Raw genomic sequence first — 21641 nt, forward strand, 5'->3', positions numbered from 1 at the left:
GGGGCACGGTTTGGGAATATCGAACGTGCAACGGTTTCAGTTGCCGAAAAGTCCTTGGTAGATGTCCTTGATGTTCCAGTGACCAGGGGTAGGCACCGGTTCGTTCACCATCGGAACGTCGATCACGGCGGGACGCCGGTTCGCGACAGCCGCGCGGAGAGCCGGGCCGAACTCGGCCGGAGTGGAAACGGTGTGGCCGTCGGCACCGCACGCCACGGCGAGCGCGGCGAAGTCAGGGCTGTAGGGCCGTCCGGCGGCGTCGGTGAAGTCGCAGCCGTGGCTGCGCCCGAAGTGGGCCGACTGCAGGTCGGAAATCGTCCCGTGCGACCGGTTGTTCATCACGACGAAGACGACAGGCGCGCCTTGCTCCACCGCGAGGGGCAGAGCCGGCAACTGCGCGCTCATGCCGCCGTCGCCGACGAGCGCCACCACCGTCCTGTCCGGCTGCGCGAGCTGCACCCCCACGGCGGCGGCCGGGCCGAATCCCATCGTGGAGGCGCCGCCGGGAGTGATGAAACGCCCTTCGGCCGGGAGCTCGTAGCACTGGGCCACGCCGTTCTTGTTCCAGCCGACGTCGGTGACCAGGACCGCGTCGGCCGGGATCGAGGAGCGCAGATCGGCCAGGATGCGCTCGGGCCTCAGCGGGAAGTCCCCGCTGAGGCCACGCTCCCTGCTCGCGACGAACAAACCGGACCTGGCTTCGTGGATCTGCTTCCGCAGCACCGGTCGGCTACGGGCCGCGTGCGATTTGGCGGCGTCCGCCAGCGCCTTGACCGCGAGCCCCACGTCGGCCACCGCGCCGATCTCCGCCGGGTAGTTGCGGCCGATCTCGGCGGGATCGATGTCGATCTGGATGAGCCTCCCGCTCTCGCCGAGTCGCCACGTGTAGCGAGGGTCCCACGAGCTCGCGTCAGTCTCGGCGAACCGGGTGGCCAGGGCGAGCACCACGTCGGCCTCCCGGGCATAAGCGTTCGTCAGCTCCAGTCCCCAGAACCCGGGCATGCCCAGCACCAGCGGATGGGCATCCGGGACGGTGCCCTTGGCCATGAGTGAGTGGACGATCGGGATGTCGAGGTGCTCGGCGAGCGCGAGCAGCGCCGCAGTGCTCGACGTCGCCGGGTCCGCGACGGTGTTTGATGTCGCCGGGTCCGCGACGGTGCTCGATGTCGCCGGGTCCGCGACGGTGTCCTCGCGCAGGCCGCCGCCGAGGTAGATGAGGGGCCGGTCCGCGGTGGCCAGCGTCGCGGCGATCAGCTCCGCGGTCGCCTCCGGCAGGTCAGGGGGCGCCGCGTGGCTGATCGGCGGGTACGGCGCCGCGGGCCGGGAGAAGACGTCCATCGGCACGTTGACGAGCACGGCTCCGGGGCGTCCCGCCATCGCCGTCCAGAAGGCCCGCTCTACGGCCCTGCCCAGGTCCTCGGCCCGGTGCACATTCCAGGCCCGCTTGACGAACGGGCGGAAGATCGACGCCTGGTCGGCGTCGGCGTGCAGGTTGATCTCCTGGTGAGGATGGCGGCCGTGGTAGTAGGAGGGGACGTCCCCGGAGATCACCACCACGGGCACCGAGTCGAGCGCGGCGGTCATGACGCCGGTGGTGGCGTTGGTCAGGCCGGGTCCGACGTGCACCAGCAGCACGCCCGGCTTGCCGCAGGCGCGGGCGTAGCCGTCGGCGGCGTGCGCGGCGGCCTGCTCATGGCGGGCGATGACGAATCGGATCGAGCTGTCGGCCAGCGCGTCGAGCACGGCGATGTTGGTGTGGCCGCAAGTGCCGAAGATGTATTCGACACCGAGTTCCTCAAGCTGTGCGACGAGCGCGTGGGCGGCCGTGCCGGATGGTGTCGGCGTCACTGTTCTCCCCAGATGGTCAGCCCGCGCAGGAGCAAGGTCTTGGTGACGGTGAAGTCCTCGATCATCCAGCGGGGCGATTCGCGGCCGATGCCCGAATCCTTCACGCCGCCGAACGGGACGTGGTCGAGGCGGAAATTGGAGGAGCCGTTGACCACCAGACCGCCGACCTCCAGCTCGCGCCAGGCGGCGACGATGCGGCGCACGTCGTGGGTGAACAACCCGGCCTGCAGGCCGTACGTGCTGCGGTTGCACTCCTCGAGCACCTCGTCGAAGCCGTCGTAGGGCAGCACGGCGACCAGCGCGCCGAACACCTCCTCGCGGACGACCCTGGCGTCGCGGGGCGGGGCGACCACGACGGTGGGGGCCATCACCGCGCCGGTACGGGTGCCGCCCGCAGTGACCGTCGCCCCCGCCCTGGCCGCCTCGGCCGTCCATCGCACGACGCGTTCGGCGGCGTCGTCGTCCACCATCGAACCGACGTCGGTCGCCGCGTCGAGAGGGTCGCCCACGGCCAGCGCCTTGACCTCGCCGGTCAGCGCGTCGGCGAACTCGTCGAATCGGCTGCGCTGAACGTAGACGCGCTGGACCGAGATGCAGCTCTGCCCGGAGTTGCTGTAGCCGGTGCGGGCGCAGATCCGCGCCGCCTCCGCGATGTCGGCGTCCTCGCAGACGATGGTCGCGGCGTTGCCGCCGAGTTCCAGGAGGACCCGCTTCGGCCCGGCGGCGTGCGCGACAGCGCGTCCGGCCGCGAGGCCGCCAGTGAAGCTCACCACGGCGATCTCCGGCGCCGCGCACAACCGCGCCCCCACGTCGCCGCCGCCGTGCAGAACCTGCACGGCCTCGACCGGCATCCCCGCCTCCAGCAGCAGCTCCACCAGTGCAGTGGAGACGGCCGGGGCCTGCGGCGGCGGCTTGACGATGGTGGTGTTGCCCGCGGCGAAGGACGCGGCGAGCTTGTGCGCCAGCAGGTTCGCGGGCGCGTTGAACGGCGTGATCGCCAGTACGGGTCCCGCGGGGGCGCGCTGGGTGAGCGCAGTGTTGCCGACCCCGCGCCCCCAGCCCGCAACCGGCAGCACCTCGCCGCCGATCATCCTGGCCTCGGCGGCGGCCACGGACAAGGTGTCGGCCACCCGGACGATCTCGCCACGCCCGTCCTTGAGCGGCTTGCCCAGTTCGAGCGCCAGCAGCCGGGCCAACTCCTCCCCGTGCACGGTGACCGCGGCGGCGGCGCCTTCCAAGATGTCGGCCCGCGTGGCGGGGGCCAGCCGCGCGACGTGCTTGGCCGCCCGCCTGGCGTAGGCGAGAGCTGCCGCGATGTCGTCGTCCTGAGCGGTACGCGCGCGGCTGACGGTCTGCCGGAGGTAGGGACCGACGCGGTCGGCATGCGGACCATCGGTCAGCCATTCGCCGGCGACCAGACAGCCGGTCTCGGGGATTGTCTTCATCACGGCTCCGCTGTGTGGTTCGTGTGAACCGCAGTGTGGAACGCCGCATGGCATTCTGGCAAGAGGCAAATCCGTACAGTGGAGCATATGGACCGCTAAACGGACTCAGTGTTAGCGTGCGGACCACATGAGATGGTGAACACCGAGTTCGCCTTCGATCCACTAGCGAGGACCCCGTGCCTTCGAACATTCCCGCAGCGTCAGGCGAGAGCGGCGGCGTGCGCAGCGTCCAGCGGGCATTCGACATCCTGTCACTGCTCACCGAGGAGCGGCGGACGCTGACCATCCGCGAGGTCGTCGACGAGACGGGGCTCGCCAAGACGACGGCGCTGCGCCTGCTGCAGACCCTGGAGCAGATGGGACTGCTGTGGAACACACCGAAGGGCTACGCGGCCGGCCCCGCCCTGTGGCGGTGGGCGCACCTGGCCCGCTCGGCTTGGGAGCTGCCGCCGGAGACCGTGCAGCTCATGCGTGAGCTGGGCGCCCGGCAACGGGAGACCGTCAACCTCTACGTGCTGCGCGACATCCACCGCGTGTGCATCGCCCAGCAGGAGAGCCCGCAGTCGCTGCGTCACGTGGTGCGGGTCGGCGACGAGCTGCCGCTGTGGGCGGGCGCCTCGTCGAAGGTCCTGCTCAAGGACGCTTCCCCGCGGCTGCTCGCCCGCGTCGCGCGTTCCTCTCCTCATGGCGAGACCCACGTGGCGACGCTGCGGGCGTGGATCGAGCAGGCGGAGCATGACGGGCACGCGGTCAGTCACGGCGAACGTGAGCCCGGCCTGTCCGCGGTGGCCGTGCCCGTGACGAGCGGCTCTGGGACGACCCTGGCGGCGCTGACGCTGAGCGGCCCGACCGTGCGCTTCGGCGAGGACCGCGTCCAGGAGTTCGTCGCGGACCTGCGGGAGGCGGCCAAGCGCATGTCGGAGCGCGGGTTCGACCATCCCCTGACCTCTTGAGGAGAGTGAATGCGGCAGTTGCCACTGGAGGGCGTCAAGGTCGTCGACCTGACCAACGTGCTGGCCGGGCCGTACTGCAGTTACCAGCTGATGCTGTTCGGCGCGCAGGTGGTCAAGGTCGAGATGCCCGGTCACGGGGACCTGGCCCGCCGCCTCGGCCCCGACCCCGAGCTCAACCAGGAGCAGATGGGTGCATCCTTTCTGGCGCAGAACGCCGGGAAGAAGTCGGTCGAGCTCAATCTGAAGAGCCCGGAGGGCCGGGCCGCCTTCGAGTCGATGGTCGCCGGCGCCGACGTCCTCCTGGAGAACTTCCGGGCCGGAGTGCTGGCCAGGCTCGGCTACGACTGGGACCGGCTGCGGGCACTGAACCCCGGCTTGGTCTACTGCGCGATCTCCGGGTTCGGCCAGAGCGGGCCGATGAGCGCGGCCCCCGCCTACGACCAGATCATCCAAGGACTGTCCGGCATGATGAGCGTCACCGGCACCCCCGAGACGGTCCCGCTGCGCGTCGGATTCCCCCTTTGCGACACGATCGGCGGCCTGATGGCCGCCCTGGCGGTCTCCGCCGCGCTGGCCGGCCGGCACCGCAGCGGGCAAGGCTGCTTCCTGGACCTGTCCATGCTGGAGGCGTCCATTTCCGCCATGGGCTGGACGGTCTCCAATTATTTGGTCAGCGGCGTCGAGCCGGAGCCGATGGGCGACCAGAACGCCACCGCCGCTCCCTCGGGCACGTTCGAGACCGCCGACGGGCCGCTCAACATCGCCGCCAACCAGCAGGCCCAGTTCGAGACGCTGTGCCGGCTCATCGGGCGACCGGATCTGCCCGCCGATCCCCGGTTCGCCGGCAGAGAGTCTCGCAAGCGGCACCGTCAGACGCTCAACCAGGAGCTCAACCAGGCACTGCGCGGCAAGACGGCACGGGAGTGGGAGGAGATCCTCGCCCGCGAAGGCGTACCCGCCGCCCGCATCCTCACCGTCCCGCAGGCCCTGGCCTTGGAGCAGGTGCGGCAGCGTGGCTTCCTGACAGACGTGCCGCTCGCCGGCGCCGGGGAGCGCCACGTCACCGTCACGGGCAACGGTGTCGTCGTCGACGGCGTGCCGCTGCGCCCGCACGGGCCTCCGCCCCTGCTCGGCCAGCACAACGAGGAGTTCGGGGCGGCGCCGTGAGCGAGGGAAGTGAGCGGACCGACAGCCACAGCAGCGATGTGGCGCCTCCGCAGGGGAGCGCCATGAGCGAGGTGGCCGACTGGTGGGCGACAGCGGTGTCCCGCATCGAGCCCGACCTCATCGAACTGCGGGGCGAGCCGGTCCAGAACCTCATCGGGCGGATCAGCCTCGCCGAGATGATCTGGCTCATGCTCCGCGGCGAGCGGCCTGACCCGCGCCAGGCCGCGCTGCTTGAGGCGGCGCTGGTCTCGTCGGTCGACCATGGCCCCCATGCGCCGTCCATCGCCGCCGCGCGGATGGCGATCACCTGCGGGGTGGGGCTCAACAACGCCGTCGCCACCGGCGTCAACCTGCTCGGCGACGTGCACGGCGGCGCGGGAGAGCAGTGCGTGGAACTGCTCGAGGAGGTCGTACGAGACGGCGACGCGGCCGCCGTGGTGGCCCGGTGGCGGGCCCGCGACAGATACCTGCCCGGCTTCGGGCACCGCTTCCACACCCGCGACCCACGCCGCGACCCACTGCTCCGCCTGGTGACGGACGCGACCGTGGAGGGCGTGGTCGCGGGCACGCACCTGCGTGCCGCGCTGGAGGTGGAAGAGCTGATCGCGCCGGTGCCGATGAACATCGACGGCGCGACCGCTGTCGTCTACGCAGAGCTGGGCTTTCCACCTCCGCTGGCGCGCGGGCTCTTCGTGCTCAGCAGGAGCGTCGGAATCCTGGCCCACGCCTGGGAGGAATCCGGCCAGGGCCGGCGGAACAAGGGCCCGATCCCGCCGGCCATCCTGCCGACCTGGTTGTAGGGCGAGGGAGCCCTGACGCTACGGCGGCGGCCTTGGCGTCGTCGTGTTTCTGCGGCTGCCTGTGCGATGGGCCATTGGATCGCAAGACGACCCACTATGAGCCGGCGTGCACCTGTGCGCCTTGATCAAGGCGGACAAAAGAGGCGAAGAGGTCGATCAGGTAACGGTCATGCCGAGGCATCCTCTCTTCGGTGATCTTCCAACTGGCGGGTCGTGGCATGGGGGTGGATTGCTCGTCCATCCGGGGCGGAGAGCGAATCACGGTCATCGCTCTGCTCGGGCTGTGGTGGCGGGCTGGTCCGGCGCAGGACGGTGAGGGCGATGAGGACGGCGGCGACCAGGAGTGCGGCGCTGAGGGTCAGGCCGAGCGCGTATCCGTCGTTGAGCGCCTCGGGCGTGGCGGTCTGGCCCGTGCGGTGGTGGGCCGCGCTGCCGAGGGTGGCCAGCCCGAGTGAGGCGCCGATCTGGCGTGAGCTGTTGAGCAGGCCCGAGGCGGTGCCGGTCTCGTGGGGCGCGACGCCGGCGGTGGCGGTGGAGACGACCGGTGCGAGGCAGAGCCCGAAGCCGACGCTGGCGACGATCGAGGGCCCCAGGACGTCGGTGGCGAAAGCGCCGTCTGGGCTGATCAGGCCGAACCAGGCCAACCCGGTCGCGGTCAGCAGCCCGCCGATGACCAGAAGGGTCCGCGGCGGGAGACGGTAGCCGAGTTTGACGGCGAGCACGGAGCCGGCGACCACGCCGAGGGCGAACGGCAGGAACTCCATCCCGGCCAGGGCCGGCCCGATCCCGAGCACTCGTTGCAGGTAGAGAGACAGGAAATAGAAGGCCGAGGCCATGGCTGCCCCGACCAGCAGGGTGTAGGCGTTTGCCCCGATGACCGAGCGGTTGGCGAACAGGCCGAGCCGGATCAGCGGTTCGCGGGCGGTGGTCCGCTCGACGTAGATGAAGGCGGCCAGCAGCGCGGCGGCGATCGCCAGAGTCGTCACGGTGATCGGCGAGGCCCACGAATACTGCTCGGTGCGGACGAGGCCGAACACCAGCAGGGTCATGCCCGCCGTGGCCAGGACGGCGCCGAGGACGTCCGGACGGCCGCTGCGAACGGGGGGCGGGCCGGCGACGATACCCCGCCAGGCCGGGGCCAGCGCGCAAGCGGCCATCGGCACGTTCACGAACATCACCCAGCGCCAGCCGGCGTACTCGGTCAGCAGGCCGCCCATCAGGACGCCGAGGGCGCCCCCGGCGGCGTTCATCGCGCTCCATACTCCGAAGGCCCGAATACGGGCTTTGCCCGTGGGGAACGTCGCGGTCAGCAGCGCCAGCGCGGCCGGAGCCAGTGCGGCGGCCCCGATGCCCTGTACGGCACGGGCGGCGACGAGATGGCCGGGTTCCTGGGCGAAGCCGCCGATGAGCGAGGCGAGGCCGAACAGGCCGAGCCCGAACAGCAGGACCCGCTTGCGCCCGTACCGGTCGGCGGCCTTGCCGCCCAGGAGGAGCAGCCCGCCGAAGGTGAGCGCGTAGGCGTGGATCACCCAGGTCAGGCCCACTGTGCTGAAGCCGAGGCCGGCAGCGATCTGCGGGAGTCCGACGTTCACGACCGACAGGTCCAGCGACACCATGAACTGCACGATGGCCACCACGGCAAGGGTGATCCCCGGCCGAGGACCCGACTCGATGCCCACGCTTGCGCCTGCTGAGTCCCTGCTTGTCAACGCGACTCAGTCCTCTGCGCTGTTCTCGTAGCCGCGGACCCGCTCGTGCCGGGGTTCGGGGTGAGGGGTGATGGCCGGCAGTTCTCCGGGCTCACGTAGCGGAACGCGCCCTTGACTCGGATCGTGTGCATGCCGGACATCGTGGTATCCGGGCCGGTCGGCGGTCATCATGCCCGGGGAGACTGCTCCGCCTGGCACCTGGGTAGTAGGATCGGCCGCGCTGCATCGCGGGGAGTAGTGATTCATTGCGACATCCTGCGGAGGACCCCCGGCGGAGAAGACCCTGATCTGCACAAATGAGGTCTATGGACCGGTGGCGGCCGCTCGCCGCGGTGGTGGCCATGCCGCTGTTGGTCATCGTGGTCGACACGCCGGGTTCCCGGCTCCAAGCCGGGTGCCGGCGGCCCGGACGATGGCGAGAGCCGAGCAGAGGTAGTTCGTCATGCGAATTGTATGATATTTGAATGCTACCCTGAACGCGTGGCAAAGCATGATGAGGGCCAGATCGGGGTGGTGGCCGCGCTGGTGCGGTCCACGTTCCTGGTGAACGCCGTGTACGCCGAGTCTGCCAGGGAATATGGTCTCACCTCGCAGCAGGGGCAGTTGTTGTGCGTGCTGATGGCGCAGCCGTACGGCATGAGCGAGCTGGGCGCGATGCTGGGGCTGGCCAAGTCGAGCCTCACCGGCCTGGTCGACCGCACCGAGCGCAACGGCCTGGTCCAGCGCAAACCGGATCCGCAGGACTCGCGTGCGGTGCGGATCGCGCTCACCAGGAAGGGCTCCAGGATCGCGGAGGAGTTCTATGTGGAGGCCTGCAAGCGCATCGAGAACCTGACGACGGGACTGGCCGGCGCCGACCGCGACACGCTCGCCGGTCTGCTCGGCCGCGTCGTGCAGGACAACAAGGTCCCCGTGGTCTTCCTGGAGCCCGGCGAAGGAGCCCGCCCGTGACCGGGCATTGAAACCGTCCCGAGTTGCAGTTCGCATCACGAACTACTATTGTTCGTGGCACGAACTCAATCTCTTTTGTTGATCGGGGCGTACAATCATGAGTCGTACAGTGGTGGTCATCGGCGGGGGTTACGGGGGTTCGGCACTCGCCAAGGCGCTGGCTGCCGAGGCCGAGGTCATCCTCATCGATCCCCGGGACGCGTTCATCAACACGGCGGGGTCGCTGCGGACGCTGACACAGCCCGACTGGGGGAGCAACATGTTCTTTCCCTACACCGAGTTCCTGACGCCGGGCACGGTGATCCGCGACCGTGCGGTTTCCGTGGATCCCGGCGGCGTCACCCTGGCCTCAGGCCAACGGGTCGAGGCCGGCTACCTGGTCCTGGCCACGGGCTCCAGCTACGCCTACCCGGCCAAGCCCGTCGCCGACTCCACCGAGCAGGTCCTGGACGATCTTCGCAAGACCCACAAGGAGCTGGCCGGCGCCGAACGGGTGCTGATCCTGGGCGCCGGGCCGGTCGGGCTGGAGCTGGCCGGGGAGATCAAGGAGGTCTGGGCGCACAAGCACGTGACCGTCGTCGACCCGGCTGAGCAGCTGCTGCCCGCGTTCGAGCCGGAGCTGCGCCATGAGATGGAGCGCCAGCTCGGCGAGCTCGACATCCGCCTGCGGCTGGGCACCGATCTGACCGCGCCGCCGGCGACCGAGCCCGGCCAGGCCGAGACCTTCTCCGTCACCACCACCGGCGGAGAGGAGATCACCGCCGACATCTGGTTCCGCGCCTACGGCGTGCGCGTCAACAGCGACTACCTCGCCGACGGCCGGCTCACCACCCGCACCCCGCAGGGGCAGGTCCCGGTCACCGAGACGCTCAACGTCCGCGGGTACGACCACGTCTACGCGATCGGCGACCTCACCGACGTCCCCGAGGCCAAGATGGCCGGGTACGCGATGCAGCACGCCGAGGTGGTGGCGCGCAACATCACCGCCCAACTGCGCGGCGAGCGGCCCGCGGCCACCTACCAGCCCTTGCCCCACCCCATGATCCTGCTCCCGCTCGGACCGCATGGCGGCGCCGGCCAGCTGCCCACCCCCGACGGCCCGGCCGTCGTCCCGGCCGGGACGGTCTCCGCGTACAAGGGCGCCGACCTGTTCACCGGCCGCTTCACCGAACAGTTCGGCTCCGCCTGAAGGGGCCAGACTGGCGATCATGCTCGACCACAGCACGCCGAACGGGGCCGAACCCGCGCCCGAGGCGTACGCCTGGTGATCAGGAAATTCGAAAGGAAAGGCAGAACCTTGTCTGGACACGACGTCATCTTCGGCTTCGGCGCGCACAGCAGCATCGACGAGGCGCCGGAGCTGCTGCGCATGGCCCAGCAGGCCGACCGTGACGGGCTCGACCTCTTCTCGCTGTCGGACCATCCCTACATCGGCGGGCGGCTGGACGCCTACGCCGCGCTCGGCTTCATCCTCGGACGCACCGAGCACATCGCCGGCCTCGTCAACGTCACCAACCTGCCGACCCGGCCCGCGCCCATGCTGGCCCGGACGGTGACGTCGTTGTCGGCGCTGTCGGACGGCCGCGTCGTGCTCGGCATGGGTGCGGGCGGGCTGTGGGACCGGATCGCCGACATGGGCGTGCCGCGGTTGTCGCCGGGCGATGCCGTGGACGCCTTCGAGGAGGCGATCGTCCTGGTCAAACTGCTGTCGGGCGGTGGCCCGCCGGTCACCTACCAGGGCCGCCACTACCAGGTGCGCCAGATCGAGCCGGCCCCCGTGGCCGCGCCGCCGGTGTGGACGGGATCGAACGGGCCGAAATCCCTGGCCGCCACCGGCCGGGTGGCCGACGGCTGGATCCCCGGCCACGCGGCGGACTGGCGCAGCGAGCGCTACCGGACCTCGCGGCCGATCATCGACGAGGCGGCGGCCTCCGTAGGCCGCGACCCGCGCGAGATCCGCACGATCTACAACTTCCCCGGCCGCGTCACCGACCGGCCGCTGCCCTCCACCCGTGACCGCGACGGCCGCTGGATCGGAGGCTCGGCCGGCCAGTGGGTCGAGGAACTGACCGAGGCCGTGCTGGAGCACGACGCGTCGGGCTTCATCCTCTTCTCGGCCGGTCATGGCGCCTCGGACTCCGTCACCTTCGGCCGCTGGGCCAGGGAGATCGTCCCAGCCGTACGCGAAGCGATCGCGAAGGAAAACAGCTAGGGCCGGCTTCTCGTCACCCCGCTGTTGTCATCCTGATCACCGCCGACATGCGCCCCATGCCAGTGGAAAGAGCCGGGGACAACCGGCAGGTGACGCGCTCCAGTCAAGGCTGCGGCGCCGAGGAGCAGACGATCATCCGAGGACGAGCGGGAGTTTCGCGGCCAGCTCGCCCAGCTCGGCCTTCTCCGCGTCGGCCGGGGCGCGCCGTCCGGTGCCGACCAGCAGGGCGTCCTTGTCGGAGAACGACGCGGGGAACGTTGTCCCGGCGATCTTCTCCAGCATCTCGCGGGACCGGGCGAGCCCCTCCGCGGGCGGTTCCGCCGCGTCCGGGAGATACGCGATCAGGTCGAGGTGGTGCAGCGTCCACTCCAAAACGTACGCGGAGAGGTAGTCGCCCGCGGTGAGGACCTCGTCGCGGGTGCCGACCCGGAGGTCCGGGTCGGCGAGTCCGGCGGCGCGGCCGGCGGCGGAGCCGACGTCGTCGAGATGGAACTTGAGCAGCCAAGGTTCCTCGTATGCGGCGGCCAGCCGGACGATCAGCGCGTCGAGCGGGTCGTCGCCGGTCGGCGGCGTTTCGGCGACGTTCCAGTAGGTCACCGCGTCGCGGGTCGGTTCCGTTTCCGAGGGGGTCACGAGGGTGATCAGGACGTCCTGGGCGTCGATGACCAGGTGGCACACCAGATCCCGCACGAGCCAGCCGCTACAGCCGGACGGCTGTGCGAAGTCCTCGTCCGGGAGTTCGGCGACCGCCATGCGCAATGCCGTCCAAGAATGGGAGAAGAGATCCACATCGGCAAGGTAATGCGGTGCACAATGGCGGACAAGCGCATGTGGACGGCCGGCTCGCGCCCGGTGCACACCGTCCGTTCGGACGGATACGTCGTGGCCAAGGACATCTACAAGAAATGAATCCCCCGAACCCGTCCCTCCTGTGGCGCGTCGGCCTGCTGATGGCATTGACGGCCTTGATCTCCGTGGCGTTGTGCGTGCGGGAGCAGCAGCCGCCGAAACCACCCTTCAACGGAGGCGTCGACATCGTCGAGGTGGAGGGACGGGTTCTCCTCGTGCACGCGTACGCCGAGGCTGATCGCGTGCGGTGCACCGTGACGGACAAGGTTGAGGTTGCCGAATCACCCGCCACCGTGAAGATCCGAGTGAGCCTTCGCGATCTGTGCCCGGAGCCTGAGCGCAGGCTGATCGACACATGGTGGGAGGAGGTCATGCTCAGGTTCTGGCCTCGCTTCGGCATCGGCGAACCCCTGTCGACCGTGCTGGCGCCCGTCACCCTCGACAAGCCTTTGGGCAGCCGGAAGGTCGTCAACCAGGAAGGTGGTGAGGTGCGAGTCTGCCCCATCACAGGCTCGCCTCAGGCGACCACGCAGCGGTGTCCGGAGCGGGGTCGCTGATTCGGCCCAGCGAGGAACCTCGGGAAACTCGCCGCGTCCTGCGGCTCTGCCTGGAGGGTGTCACGGTGTCACCAGGATCCGGTGTACTTGTCGACGGTCTCGCGCATGAAGGTCGCGGACTCACGCGCGCGCTCCTCCCAGGCGAACACGCACGAGGTCATGATGGTGTCCTCACCGCCGGCGAACCCGAGCCGGTTCAGGGTCGCGAAGAAGGTGTCCCAGTCGACCTCTCCCTGCCCGATGTCCAGGTGCTGGTGCACCCGGGCCGTGGAGCCCGGCGGGTTGACGATGTAGCGCAGCCCCGAGGATGCGGTGTGGTCGAAGGCGTCGGCCAGGTGGAGGTGGGTCATCAGCGGCCCCGCGTACTCCATGATCTCGACCATGTTGCCGCCCATGTGGAAGGTGTGGGGGGCGCAGTACAGGAACGACACGAGCGGGGAGTCGATCCCGCGGACCATGTCGACGGCGATCTTGCCGTCCTCGACGAAGTCGTCGGGGTGCGGTTCGAGTCGCAGCCGCACACCCTCCCGCTCGAAGATCGGCAGCAGTTCCTCCATGGACTTCCAGAACTTCGCCTCCGACAGGCTCGCCTGCTCCGGGCGGCCGTTGAACTCGCTGTTCATGATGGTGCAGCCGAGGTCGACGGTGATCTGGACGGCGCGCTTCCAGTACCGTACGGCGGCCTCGCGCTCGTCCTCGTCCGGGCCGGACCACCGGTAGAGCGGCAGGACCGAGGCGATCTTCACGCCGGCGCCGTCGAGGGCCTTCTTGAAGGCCTTGACCTTGGCGTCGTCCGCCCGCGGGTGCAGGAAGAACGGCATGAAGTCCTCGCGCGGCGACAACTCGATGTACTCGTAGCCGAGATCGGCGACCACGCCGGGGAGCTCCGGCAGCGGGGTGGAGCGCAGCATGTACGGGTCGAGGGCGAGCTTCATGCCGACGCCTCCAAGTCCGCGAGCTCCGCTTCGAGGTCGGCCATGGCCTCGCCACCCGCCATCAGGTCCGTGATCTGCTCGCGGGTCCGTTCGCCCTTGCGGAAGTCGTCGGCCTTCTGGCCGTGGATCAGGACCGCGAAGTGGTCGCCGACCATCATGGCGTGCAGGACGTTGTGGGTGACGAAGACGACGGCGACGCCCTTGGCGCGAGCCTGCATGATGATCCGCAGGACGTGGGTGGCCTCCTTGACGCCGAGCGCGGCGGTCGGTTCATCGAGAATGAGAACGTTGGCTCCGAAGTGGACGGCACGGGCGATGGCCAGGGCCTGCCGCTCGCCGCCGGACAGGCTGCCGACCAGGCGCTTGCCGTCGGTCACCCGGGTGATGCCGAGCGACCGCATCTCCCGGACGGCGATCTCGCCGGCCAGGTGCTTGTCGAAGCGCTTGAACGGGCCCCAGCCCTTGGTGAGCTCGACCCCCACGAAGAACGACCGGCCGACGCTCATCAGCGGAAAGGTGCCGCCGAACTGGTGGACCGTGGCGATTCCGTACGTGCTCGCGTCGCGGGGGCTCTTGAAGGCGACGGATTGTCCGCTCACCTCGATGGTGCCGCTGGTGGGGGAGTGGAAGCCCGAGAGGATTTTGATCAGGGTGGACTTGCCGGCGCCGTTGTCGCCGAGCAGGCACAGCACCTTTCCGGCATGGACCTCCAGGGAGATGTCCTGCAGCGCGTTCGTGCCGACGAACGACTTGCTCACGTCCGTGAGGCGGAGGAGTGGCTCGGTCATGGTCAGGCCCTCTTTCCGGTGCGCGGCGCGTACGACAGCGCCAACCGGCGGAATGTGTTGTTCATGAGGACGGCGGCGAGGATGAGGACGCCGAGGATGAAACTCGCCCAGTCCGAGTTCCAGCCTGTGTAGTAGATGCCCTGGTTGACGATCGCGAAGGTGAGTGTGCCGAGGACGACGCCGACGACGGATCCGTAGCCACCGGTCAGCAGGACGCCGCCGACGACGACCGCGATGATGGAGTTGAAGACGAACGACTGTCCGTTGGCGACCTGGGCGCCGTTGTAGAGAATGGTCTGGATCACGCCGACCAGGGAGGCGCCGAATCCGCTTCCGACGTACAAGGAGATCTTGAGCCGGTCGGTCGGGATGCCGGCCGCGCGGGCGCTCTCCTTGTCGCCGCCCACGGCCATGATCCAGTTGCCGTACTTGGTCATCTGGAGCATCCAGCCGACGCCGAGCGCGACCACGATCCACCAGAGGATCGCCACCTCGAACTGGCCGGCGATGAGGGTGCCGAAGGCCGCCTTCGACGCCGGGTCGGGGTTGAGGGCGACGCTGGTGGTCCCGGTGATCACCCGGGAGAGGCCCAGGGTCAGCCCGGCCGTCCCGAAGAGGGTCGCCAGGGTGACGACGAAGGACGGCACGTTGGTCCGCGTCACGATGAGCCCGTTGAGCAGCCCGGCCGCCACGCCGACGCCGAGGGCGAGCACGATGCCGAGGATCATCGGACCGCCCCAGTAGCCGGAGACGATGGCCAGGGTCATCGAGCTCGCCGCGAGCACGGAGCCGACGGACAGGTCGAGCTCGCCGGCGATCATGAGGAGGCCGACCGGGACGGCGATGATGCCGAGTTCCGCTGCGACGTTCAGCCAGGCCGCGGTTCCGGAGGCCGCGAGGAAGTTGGCGCCGCCGAAGACGGCGAAGAAGACGAAGACGCCCAAGGTCCCGATGAGGGCGCCCGCTTCGGGGCGGTAAGTCAGATTGCGTAGGGAACGTACGGAGGACGTCGCGGCCGCTGCGGGGCGGGCCGCGTCGGAGATCTGGACGGTCATTGCTCGTACCACCTCGAGTCTGATCGGAGTGCCGGGCCCGGCGTACGAGACCCCGGACCCGGCACCTTCGGCGGGATCAGCGGACGCCCGCCTTGACACCGGAGATCGCGGCGTCGACGTTGCCGGCGTGGATGATGGCGGGCCCGGTCATCAGCGAGTTCTGGGCGATGAGGAGCCCGTAGGCGTTGTACGCGTAGGCCTGTGACACGGCGAGGTAGCCCTGCAGGTAGGGCTGCTGGTCGATGCAGAAGAGCTGCTTGCCGGCCTTGATGCGGTCGAGCTGGGCCTGGTTCATGTCGAACGTACCGAGCTTGATCTTGCCTGCGGCGCCGGCCTGCTCGATGGCGGCGGCCGCGCTGTCGGCGTCCTGGGTGCTGATGGTGACGACGCCGTCGATGCTGTCGTCCTTGAGCAGGGCAGCCTTGATCGCCTGGGTCACGGCGGTCGGGTTGCCGAAGTTGGACGAGGGCAACGGCAGCTGGGTGGATGTGCCGCCGCTGCTCATGCCCTCGGCGACGCCCTTGCACCGGGCCTCGGTGTTCACGGCGCCGGGCAGGGTGTTGACGCACAGGACGTTCTTCGCGCCGTCCTTGGCGAAGAACTCGCCGCCGGCCTTGCCCGCCGTCTGCTCCTCGGAGCCGGTGTAGGTCAGCGCGCCGACGTTCTCGGCCTGCTCGGTGCCGCCGGCGTTGAAGAGGAAGACCGGGACGCCGCCGCTGGAGGCGGTCTTGAAGGCGTCGTTCTGCGCCTCGGGGACCCAGTCGGCGCCGACGATGGCGGTGGCGCCCTGGCTCTTCGCGCTGAGGACGAGTTTCGCGGCGTCGGGGCCGAGGTTGTCGTAGTTCTGCGGGCCGAGCCACGTCACCTTGCCGCCGCCTGCCTGGACGACCTTGGCGGCGTCGTCCACGCCTCGCTTGACCGTGGACCAGAACGGGTCGTCGGACTTGCCGCCGATCACGAAGATGGAGACCTTTCCGCCGCCGGATCCGGCGGTGTCCGCGGCCGCGCTGGAGGCGCCCGCGGCGGGCTGGCTCGAGCCGTTGCCCGCCGTGCCGGTGCCGGTGCCGGCCTTGCCGCTGGCGCAGGCGGCCAGGGCCACGGCGGCGAAGAGGCTGATCGCCGTGAGCGAGAGGCGGTTGGGGCGGCCAAGTGGGCGCCGCCGGGTTCGTGTGCCTTCCATTTCTGCGGTACTCCTTCGGGTGATGCGCCGGCGCGACAGATGTCGTCGGTCGGAGCGCGCGGTGTGTCGGGGGTGTCGGTGGCCGGCCCGGGCGGGGCCGATCACGGGCCTGCGTGCGCGCTCACGTGCTCACAGCGGGTTGCGCCGATTCACGCGAAGCGGTCGGGGGAAGTGGACCTCGTGGTACCGATGCGGCGGACGGTGTGAGCCCCCCGGCGTTCCCGCGAGAGTTCGTGCCTGTCAGCGACCGGCGGCCTGGAGAAGGGTCTTGGCCGCGGTGGTCAGACCTTCGAGCTGGTCGAGTTCCTGGTCTTCGTGCTCGATGTTCACGGCCATGTCCGGATCCACCTTCTCCAGCGCCTGGAGGAAGGCGGCCCACCAGGTGACGTCGTGGCCGCGGCCGACGGCGACGAAGTCCCAGGAGGAGGTCTGCGGCCAGCGGGACAGGGTGTACGGCCCGCCGAGACCGACGGCCCCGGGCTCGTCGGGGTGAACCCGGCCGAAGCGGTCGTCGAGGACGCCGTTCACCCGCGCCGCCGGGTTGATCCGGGTGTCTTTGGCCGCGGCGTTGTACACCAGCGAGCCGAGGTGGCCGATCGCCTCCACGGGCTCGATGCCCTGCCAGAACAGGTGGCTGGGGTCCATCTCGGCGCCGACGTGCGTCGCGTCGATCTTCTCGACGAGCCGCTCCAGCGTCGCCGGGTTGTAGACGATGTTGTGCGGGTGCATCTCGATCGCGACCTTGACGTCGAAGTGGGCCGCGTGTTCCTGGACCGTCCTCCAGAACGGGATCGCGACCTCGTTCCACTGGTAGTCCTGGACGTCGAGGTAGGCGCTGTCCCAGGGCAGAACGTTCCACGCGGGGTTGGTCCCGGCGGCGCTCGCGGCCGGCGTGCCCGACATCGCGACGACGCGCTGGACGCCCAGGAGGGCGGCCAGTTCCAGCGATCGCAGGAGGTCGGCGGCGTGCTTCTCCCGCACCACGGGGTTCGGGTGCAGGGGGTTGCCGTTGCAGTTGAGCGCGGTGAGCGTGATGCCCTGCTCGTCGAAGAGTCCGAGGTAGTCCTGGCGGGCCTGCTCGCCGGCGAGGATGTCGTCGATCGGGAGGTGGGGCTCCGGGATGAATCCACCGGAGTTGATCTCCGCGCTGTCCAGTCCCATTCCCCTGAGAATGGCCAGAGCCTCGGGCAGCGGCTTGTCGTGCAGGCAGGCGGTGTAGGCGCCGAGCTTCATCAGTTCTCGTTACTTCCTCTGAGCTGGTGTGCGGGAGTACGGCGGGTGGGGGATCGGTTTCTCGTCAGAGGGCGGGCATGTGCGACGAGATCTTGACCTCGGCGCCGCCGTTGCGGCCCGACTCGGTGATGGCGGCGAGGAGCCGGAGGTTGTGCAGGCCGTGCTCGAACGAGGGAACCCGGGGCAGCCGGTCGAGACCGGCCACCTGCTCCAGAAATGCCCTGGCCTGGAAGACGAACAGGTCGTTCTGGCCGTATCCGACCCCGGGGAAGTCCATGGGGAGGCCGCCGGTGAGGTAGGGGTGGTCCGGGCCGACGGCCACCTGCCGGTAACCCTTCGTGGGCCCGTCCACCGCGCGGTCCACGTAGCCGAACTCGCCCGCCCGCAGCAGGTCGAAGGTCGCCGCGGCGTTCTCGGCGAACAGCTCGAAGCCGAGGGAGTTGGCCAGGCCGAGCGCGACGCGGGAGGCGGACATGGTAGCCGTGGCGCCGGAGTCGAACGTCGCGGTGAAGGTGACCAGGTCCTCGTTCTCGACCGGCTCCCGCTCGTTGCTCAGCGTCGCCGCGGCGTGCCCGACCGCCGCGCCGAGCGGCAACGCGCGCTCGGTGATGAACGTCGACAGGGTCGCCCCGCGCACGGATCGGATCGGGCCGCAGAGGAATTCGGCGAGGTCCACGAGGTGGCTGCCGATGTCGGCGAGCGCACCCGAACCGGGGCCGCCCTTGTACCGCCAGCTCATCGGCCCCGACGCGTCGGCACCGTAGTCGCACCAGTAGTGGCCGTTGAAGTGGATCGGCCGCCCCATCGACCCGTCGGCGACGAGCCTCTTCACCGCCGCGATCGCGGGGGAGCGGCGGAAGGTGAAGCCGACTCCCGCCTGCCGGTCCGGCCTCGCCCGGGCCGCGCCGACCATCGCCTCGGCCTCCGCGACGGTCGGCGCGAAAGGCTTCTCGCACAGAACGTGCTTTCCCGCCGCCAAAAGTCCCTCGACGACTTCACGGTGCAAATGATTGGCGACCACGACGCTCACCACGTCGATGTCGGGGGCCTCCGCGACGGCCTGCCAGGACGTCTCCGCCCGCGCATATCCGAACCGGCGGGCGGTCTCCTGCGCGAAGTGCTCGTTCACGTCGGCGATCGCCACCAGCCGCACGTCAGGCAGGCCTGAGTCGTAGGTCGTCGTGGCGCTTCGATAGCCGGCGGCGTGCGATCTGCCGGCCATCCCGGCGCCGATGACGGCGACGCCGATGTGGTCGTCGGGCATGCCGGATCCTCCCATTGTCAGCATTACTCGATAGGGGCGTCCGCGCAGTGGAGAACACCCTCACATCCGGTCTTGAAACCGGTTTAAAAGGATGCGCCGAGCATGCGTCGTGTTACGGGCATATGTCAAGAGTTTGTGCTGACAAAGGCGTGGCCGTATCGTGATCGCATGGCCGACCACACCCCGCCGTCATCGCCTCGGCCAGAACGCCGCCGCCCGACGATTCTCGATGTCGCCGCCGCCGCGGGCGTGTCCAAAGGGCTGGTCTCCAGGGTGCTCAGCGGCGCGGCGGGACCGAGCGCGGCCACGGCCCAACGCGTGCTGGCCGTCGCCGAGCGCATGGGATATCGGAAGGACAGAACCGCCACGCTCCTCGCCCAGCGAAGGACGCGGCTCATCGGCGTGACGATCATCCCCAGCAACGTGTACCACGGGGAACTCGCCGAAGAGATCCAGGCGATGGTCGACGCCGCGGGATACGACACGGTTCTGGGCGCTGTGACCGCCACCCACGACGAGCAGCGCTCCATCGAGACCCTCATCGACTTCCGGTGCGAGGCGCTCCTGCTGCTGGGACCGACGATGCCCGAAGCCAGGCTGGCCACCCTCATCGAGGACATCCCGACCGTCTGCGTGGGACGCCCGCTCAACCTGCCGAACGTGGATGTCGTCCGCGCCGATGACAAGCAGGGCATCACCGACGTGGTCGACCATCTGGTCTCACTCGGCCACCGACGCATCGCGCATATCGACGGCGGAACGGGACACATCGCCGCCGTCCGGCGGCGCGCCTACCGAACAGCCATGCGACAGCACGGGCTCGAGGCCGTCGTCCTTCCCGGAGGTCTCACCGAGCAGCAGGGGGCGGCGGCTCTCAAGCACCTCGAATCCGGCACAGAGGTCACGGCCATCGTCGCGTTCAACGACCGCACGGCGGTGGGGGTGCTCGAGGCGCTGGAGGGCATGGGGGTCAGTGTGCCGGCCGGCATGTCCGTGACCGGCTTCGACGACAGCCTCATGGCGCGGCACCCGCGCATCGCCCTCACGACGGTCAGCCAGTCACCGCTGGAGCAGGCCCGGCTCGCCGTCCAAGCGGCCATAGACCGGCTGAGCGGCGAAAATCAGGAACGCCGCGAGATCGTGCTTCCGACGCGCCTCGTGGTCCGTGGCAGTACCGGTGTCTCGCCGGGGACCGCCGGATAGCGCAGACGACGACGGCGGTGGCAGTACGCCGCCTCCGCCTTGGCCGTCTCGCAGGCGACGCCGTCACCCGCCGTCCCAAGTCCCGTTCATGCAGGTAAACGGCTATGTCAGTGGCAGATGATAGCGTCGTCCCATGAGCCCGGAAGACCTGGCCAATCTTGCCCACCTGCGCCGAGCGCGAGATCTGATCGACCGGGAGTACGCACAGCCGCTCGATGTGCCGACGATGGCCCGCCGCGCTCTCATGTCGCCGGCGCACTTCTCGCGACGGTTCCGGGCGGCCTATGGCGAGACGCCGTACAGCTATCTCATGACCCGCCGGATCGAGCGGGCGATGGCGCTGCTGCGCGGGGGCATGAGCGTGACCGATGCGTGCATGGCGGTCGGCTGCACCTCGCTCGGCTCGTTCAGCTCGCGGTTCACCGAGCTCGTGGGGGAGACGCCGAGCGCGTACCGCGGCCGGGAGCACCGCGCCGTGGCGGCGATGCCCGCGTGCGTGGCCAAGGTGCACACCCGCCCGACGAGAAAACCGCCGAGCAGGATCGGAGAAGCGGGCCGCGCAGCCGCCGCCTAACGTTGGCGACATGACCATCGCACTCAAGTACTGCCACATCACCGTCAACGACCTGGACGAGTCGCTCGCCTTCTACCGCGACGCGCTCGGCCTCGAAGTCCGCAATAACGTCGCGTCCGGCGAATACCGCTGGGTCACCCTCGGCAGCCCGGCTCGGCCGGATCCCGAATTCGTGCTCTCGCAGCCGCACGCCGGCCGTCCCCAGGCGGACGGCGACGCCCTGCAAGAACTGCTCACCAAGGGCGTCCTACCCATGATCGTCTTCAGCACGGACGATCTCGACGCGACGTTCGACCGGGTACGGGAATCCGGCGCCGAGGTTCTGCAGGAGCCCATCGATCAGCCCTGGGGGCCGCGCGACTGCGCATTCCGTGACCCCTCGGGCAACATGGTGCGGATCCAGCAGGTGGCCAAGGCGTGACGCTCGGCCGCCCGACCCCAGGGCGTCGGCGACTGCGGCGAAGCAGGTACTCACCCTGATCCGCTCCGAACGGACCGAACACCCAGATCACAGGTTGAATGTGAAGCTCAGAGGCCTGAGCAGGTCGAGGACGTAGCAGAGCAGGCCGGGGCAGAGCCGACACGGAGGTGGAGCGAGGTGGGACGCCGGCGGCGCTGGGCAACTCCGGCGCGACGTGGCACGATCGCGCAGGTGACCGGCAGACCCGCCGCGGCGCAGCACCTGCGCGATCTCGCGCTGCTGCGCCGGGTTCGCGATCGGATCGACCGGGAGTACGCGCAGCCGCTGGACGTCGAGGCGCTCGCCCGCGGTGTGAACATGTCGGCCGGGCACCTCAGCCGCGAGTTCCGGCGTGCCTACGGAGAGTCGCCGTACGCCTATCTGATGACCCGCCGGATCGAGCGCGCGATGGCGCTGCTGCGTCGTGGCGACCTCAGCGTCACCGAGGTCTGTTTCGC

At 69.7% G+C, this 21641-nt stretch carries 22 protein-coding genes; 12 read left to right on the top strand and 10 right to left on the bottom strand.

From position 1 onward, the window contains the following. Positions 1 to 36 precede the first annotated feature (36 nt). Positions 37 to 1848, bottom strand: a complete 1812-nt coding sequence (locus ACIBX3_RS20880) for a thiamine pyrophosphate-binding protein (protein ID WP_397119278.1) — start codon at positions 1846 to 1848, stop codon at positions 37 to 39. Next, the gene (locus ACIBX3_RS20885) at positions 1845 to 3293 is read right to left on the bottom strand and encodes an aldehyde dehydrogenase family protein (protein ID WP_397119280.1); all 1449 of its coding nucleotides are present in this window, start codon (positions 3291 to 3293) and stop codon (positions 1845 to 1847) included. The genes ACIBX3_RS20880 and ACIBX3_RS20885 overlap by 4 nt, the downstream gene beginning before the upstream one ends. Before the next feature lie 176 nt (positions 3294 to 3469). Between ACIBX3_RS20885 and ACIBX3_RS20890 the strand changes: the two genes are divergently transcribed. The 3 genes from ACIBX3_RS20890 to ACIBX3_RS20900 are packed head-to-tail and all read left to right on the top strand — an operon-like array spanning position 3470 to position 6213. Then, positions 3470 to 4246, top strand: a complete 777-nt coding sequence (locus tag ACIBX3_RS20890) for an IclR family transcriptional regulator (RefSeq protein ID WP_397119282.1) — start codon at positions 3470 to 3472, stop codon at positions 4244 to 4246. Between the two features lie 9 nt (positions 4247 to 4255). Next, complete coding sequence (locus ACIBX3_RS20895; RefSeq protein ID WP_397119284.1) at positions 4256 to 5413, top strand: CaiB/BaiF CoA transferase family protein; 1158 nt, start codon at positions 4256 to 4258, stop codon at positions 5411 to 5413. Then, complete coding sequence (locus ACIBX3_RS20900) at positions 5410 to 6213, top strand: citryl-CoA lyase (protein WP_397119286.1); 804 nt, start codon at positions 5410 to 5412, stop codon at positions 6211 to 6213. Before ACIBX3_RS20895 ends, ACIBX3_RS20900 begins: the two co-directional genes overlap by 4 nt. A 167-nt stretch (positions 6214 to 6380) precedes the next feature. Here the strand turns inward: ACIBX3_RS20900 and ACIBX3_RS20905 are convergent, their stop codons facing one another. Then, the gene (locus ACIBX3_RS20905) at positions 6381 to 7892 is read right to left on the bottom strand and encodes an MFS transporter (RefSeq protein WP_397119288.1); all 1512 of its coding nucleotides are present in this window, start codon (positions 7890 to 7892) and stop codon (positions 6381 to 6383) included. 510 nt (positions 7893 to 8402) lie between these two features. On the opposite strand from ACIBX3_RS20905, the gene ACIBX3_RS20910 reads away from it, so the two are divergent. The 3 genes from ACIBX3_RS20910 to ACIBX3_RS20920 all read left to right on the top strand — a co-directional run bounded on the left by ACIBX3_RS20910 (position 8403) and on the right by ACIBX3_RS20920 (position 11085). Beyond that, a complete protein-coding gene (locus ACIBX3_RS20910; protein ID WP_397119290.1) occupies positions 8403 to 8873 on the top strand; it encodes a MarR family winged helix-turn-helix transcriptional regulator in 471 nt (156 codons plus the stop codon). 97 nt (positions 8874 to 8970) lie between these two features. After that, the gene (locus ACIBX3_RS20915) at positions 8971 to 10062 is read left to right on the top strand and encodes an NAD(P)/FAD-dependent oxidoreductase (RefSeq protein ID WP_397119292.1); all 1092 of its coding nucleotides are present in this window, start codon (positions 8971 to 8973) and stop codon (positions 10060 to 10062) included. Positions 10063 to 10170: 108 nt separating this feature from the next. Next, positions 10171 to 11085: an LLM class flavin-dependent oxidoreductase gene (locus ACIBX3_RS20920; protein WP_397119294.1), complete on the top strand. Its 915-nt coding sequence runs from the start codon at positions 10171 to 10173 to the stop codon at positions 11083 to 11085. A 132-nt stretch (positions 11086 to 11217) separates the two neighbouring features. Here the strand turns inward: ACIBX3_RS20920 and ACIBX3_RS20925 are convergent, their stop codons facing one another. Further along, entirely contained in the window at positions 11218 to 11838 is a 621-nt protein-coding gene (locus ACIBX3_RS20925; RefSeq protein ID WP_397119296.1) for a maleylpyruvate isomerase N-terminal domain-containing protein, read from the bottom strand. 18 nt (positions 11839 to 11856) lie between these two features. On the opposite strand from ACIBX3_RS20925, the gene ACIBX3_RS20930 reads away from it, so the two are divergent. Together ACIBX3_RS20930 and ACIBX3_RS20935 are read left to right on the top strand one after the other, a co-directional pair. Further along, a complete protein-coding gene (locus tag ACIBX3_RS20930; protein WP_397119298.1) occupies positions 11857 to 11994 on the top strand; it encodes a hypothetical protein in 138 nt (45 codons plus the stop codon). Beyond that, positions 11991 to 12491, top strand: coding sequence for a hypothetical protein (locus ACIBX3_RS20935; RefSeq protein ID WP_397119300.1), 501 nt, complete (start codon positions 11991 to 11993; stop codon positions 12489 to 12491). Before ACIBX3_RS20930 ends, ACIBX3_RS20935 begins: the two co-directional genes overlap by 4 nt. A 68-nt stretch (positions 12492 to 12559) precedes the next feature. Here ACIBX3_RS20935 and ACIBX3_RS20940 read toward each other — a convergent pair whose 3' ends face one another. The 6 genes from ACIBX3_RS20940 to ACIBX3_RS20965 all read right to left on the bottom strand — a co-directional run bounded on the left by ACIBX3_RS20940 (position 12560) and on the right by ACIBX3_RS20965 (position 18946). After that, positions 12560 to 13426: a sugar phosphate isomerase/epimerase family protein gene (locus ACIBX3_RS20940; protein WP_397119302.1), complete on the bottom strand. Its 867-nt coding sequence runs from the start codon at positions 13424 to 13426 to the stop codon at positions 12560 to 12562. After that, positions 13423 to 14214 carry an ATP-binding cassette domain-containing protein gene (locus ACIBX3_RS20945; RefSeq protein ID WP_397119304.1) on the bottom strand — a complete coding sequence of 264 codons (792 nt, stop codon included), beginning with the start codon at positions 14212 to 14214 and terminating at the stop codon, positions 13423 to 13425. Before ACIBX3_RS20945 ends, ACIBX3_RS20940 begins: the two co-directional genes overlap by 4 nt. Before the next feature lie 2 nt (positions 14215 to 14216). Further along, the gene (locus tag ACIBX3_RS20950) at positions 14217 to 15269 is read right to left on the bottom strand and encodes an ABC transporter permease (RefSeq protein WP_397119306.1); all 1053 of its coding nucleotides are present in this window, start codon (positions 15267 to 15269) and stop codon (positions 14217 to 14219) included. Positions 15270 to 15345: 76 nt separating this feature from the next. After that, complete coding sequence (locus ACIBX3_RS20955; protein ID WP_397119308.1) at positions 15346 to 16449, bottom strand: sugar ABC transporter substrate-binding protein; 1104 nt, start codon at positions 16447 to 16449, stop codon at positions 15346 to 15348. A gap of 240 nt (positions 16450 to 16689) precedes the next feature. Then, a complete protein-coding gene (locus tag ACIBX3_RS20960; RefSeq protein ID WP_397119310.1) occupies positions 16690 to 17682 on the bottom strand; it encodes a sugar phosphate isomerase/epimerase family protein in 993 nt (330 codons plus the stop codon). A gap of 64 nt (positions 17683 to 17746) precedes the next feature. Further along, positions 17747 to 18946, bottom strand: coding sequence for a Gfo/Idh/MocA family protein (locus ACIBX3_RS20965; protein ID WP_397119312.1), 1200 nt, complete (start codon positions 18944 to 18946; stop codon positions 17747 to 17749). Positions 18947 to 19114: 168 nt separating this feature from the next. Here ACIBX3_RS20965 and ACIBX3_RS20970 point away from each other — a divergent pair, with 168 nt between their 5' ends. The 4 genes from ACIBX3_RS20970 to ACIBX3_RS20985 form a co-directional block, all read left to right on the top strand. Beyond that, positions 19115 to 20149, top strand: a complete 1035-nt coding sequence (locus ACIBX3_RS20970; RefSeq protein WP_397119314.1) for a LacI family DNA-binding transcriptional regulator — start codon at positions 19115 to 19117, stop codon at positions 20147 to 20149. Positions 20150 to 20282: 133 nt separating this feature from the next. Next, positions 20283 to 20723 (top strand): helix-turn-helix transcriptional regulator, encoded by a 441-nt coding sequence (locus ACIBX3_RS20975; RefSeq protein ID WP_397119316.1) that lies wholly within the window; start codon positions 20283 to 20285, stop codon positions 20721 to 20723. Positions 20724 to 20733: 10 nt separating this feature from the next. After that, on the top strand, positions 20734 to 21144 hold the full coding sequence (locus ACIBX3_RS20980; protein WP_397119318.1) for a VOC family protein: 411 nt from the start codon (positions 20734 to 20736) through the stop codon (positions 21142 to 21144). A gap of 222 nt (positions 21145 to 21366) precedes the next feature. Continuing rightward, a partial coding sequence (locus tag ACIBX3_RS20985; RefSeq protein WP_397119340.1) for a helix-turn-helix transcriptional regulator occupies positions 21367 to 21641 on the top strand: 275 nt, incomplete at its 3' end.

It is taken from the genome of Nonomuraea sp. NPDC049480 (assembly GCF_044465905.1).
Classification (GTDB): domain Bacteria; phylum Actinomycetota; class Actinomycetes; order Streptosporangiales; family Streptosporangiaceae; genus Nonomuraea.

Coding starts and splice junctions, on each gene's coding strand:
- ACIBX3_RS20975 (WP_397119316.1), top strand. CDS start 20,283: ATGAGCCCGGAAGACCTGGCCAATCTTGCCCACCTGCGCCGAGCGCGA.
- ACIBX3_RS20915 (WP_397119292.1), top strand. CDS start 8,971: ATGAGTCGTACAGTGGTGGTCATCGGCGGGGGTTACGGGGGTTCGGCA.
- ACIBX3_RS20960 (WP_397119310.1), bottom strand. CDS start 17,682: ATGAAGCTCGGCGCCTACACCGCCTGCCTGCACGACAAGCCGCTGCCC.
- ACIBX3_RS20970 (WP_397119314.1), top strand. CDS start 19,115: ATGGCCGACCACACCCCGCCGTCATCGCCTCGGCCAGAACGCCGCCGC.
- ACIBX3_RS20965 (WP_397119312.1), bottom strand. CDS start 18,946: ATGCCCGACGACCACATCGGCGTCGCCGTCATCGGCGCCGGGATGGCC.
- ACIBX3_RS20895 (WP_397119284.1), top strand. CDS start 4,256: ATGCGGCAGTTGCCACTGGAGGGCGTCAAGGTCGTCGACCTGACCAAC.
- ACIBX3_RS20945 (WP_397119304.1), bottom strand. CDS start 14,214: ATGACCGAGCCACTCCTCCGCCTCACGGACGTGAGCAAGTCGTTCGTC.
- ACIBX3_RS20925 (WP_397119296.1), bottom strand. CDS start 11,838: ATGGCGGTCGCCGAACTCCCGGACGAGGACTTCGCACAGCCGTCCGGC.
- ACIBX3_RS20935 (WP_397119300.1), top strand. CDS start 11,991: ATGAATCCCCCGAACCCGTCCCTCCTGTGGCGCGTCGGCCTGCTGATG.
- ACIBX3_RS20955 (WP_397119308.1), bottom strand. CDS start 16,449: ATGGAAGGCACACGAACCCGGCGGCGCCCACTTGGCCGCCCCAACCGC.
- ACIBX3_RS20930 (WP_397119298.1), top strand. CDS start 11,857: ATGGGAGAAGAGATCCACATCGGCAAGGTAATGCGGTGCACAATGGCG.
- ACIBX3_RS20885 (WP_397119280.1), bottom strand. CDS start 3,293: ATGAAGACAATCCCCGAGACCGGCTGTCTGGTCGCCGGCGAATGGCTG.
- ACIBX3_RS20980 (WP_397119318.1), top strand. CDS start 20,734: ATGACCATCGCACTCAAGTACTGCCACATCACCGTCAACGACCTGGAC.
- ACIBX3_RS20940 (WP_397119302.1), bottom strand. CDS start 13,426: ATGAAGCTCGCCCTCGACCCGTACATGCTGCGCTCCACCCCGCTGCCG.
- ACIBX3_RS20950 (WP_397119306.1), bottom strand. CDS start 15,269: ATGACCGTCCAGATCTCCGACGCGGCCCGCCCCGCAGCGGCCGCGACG.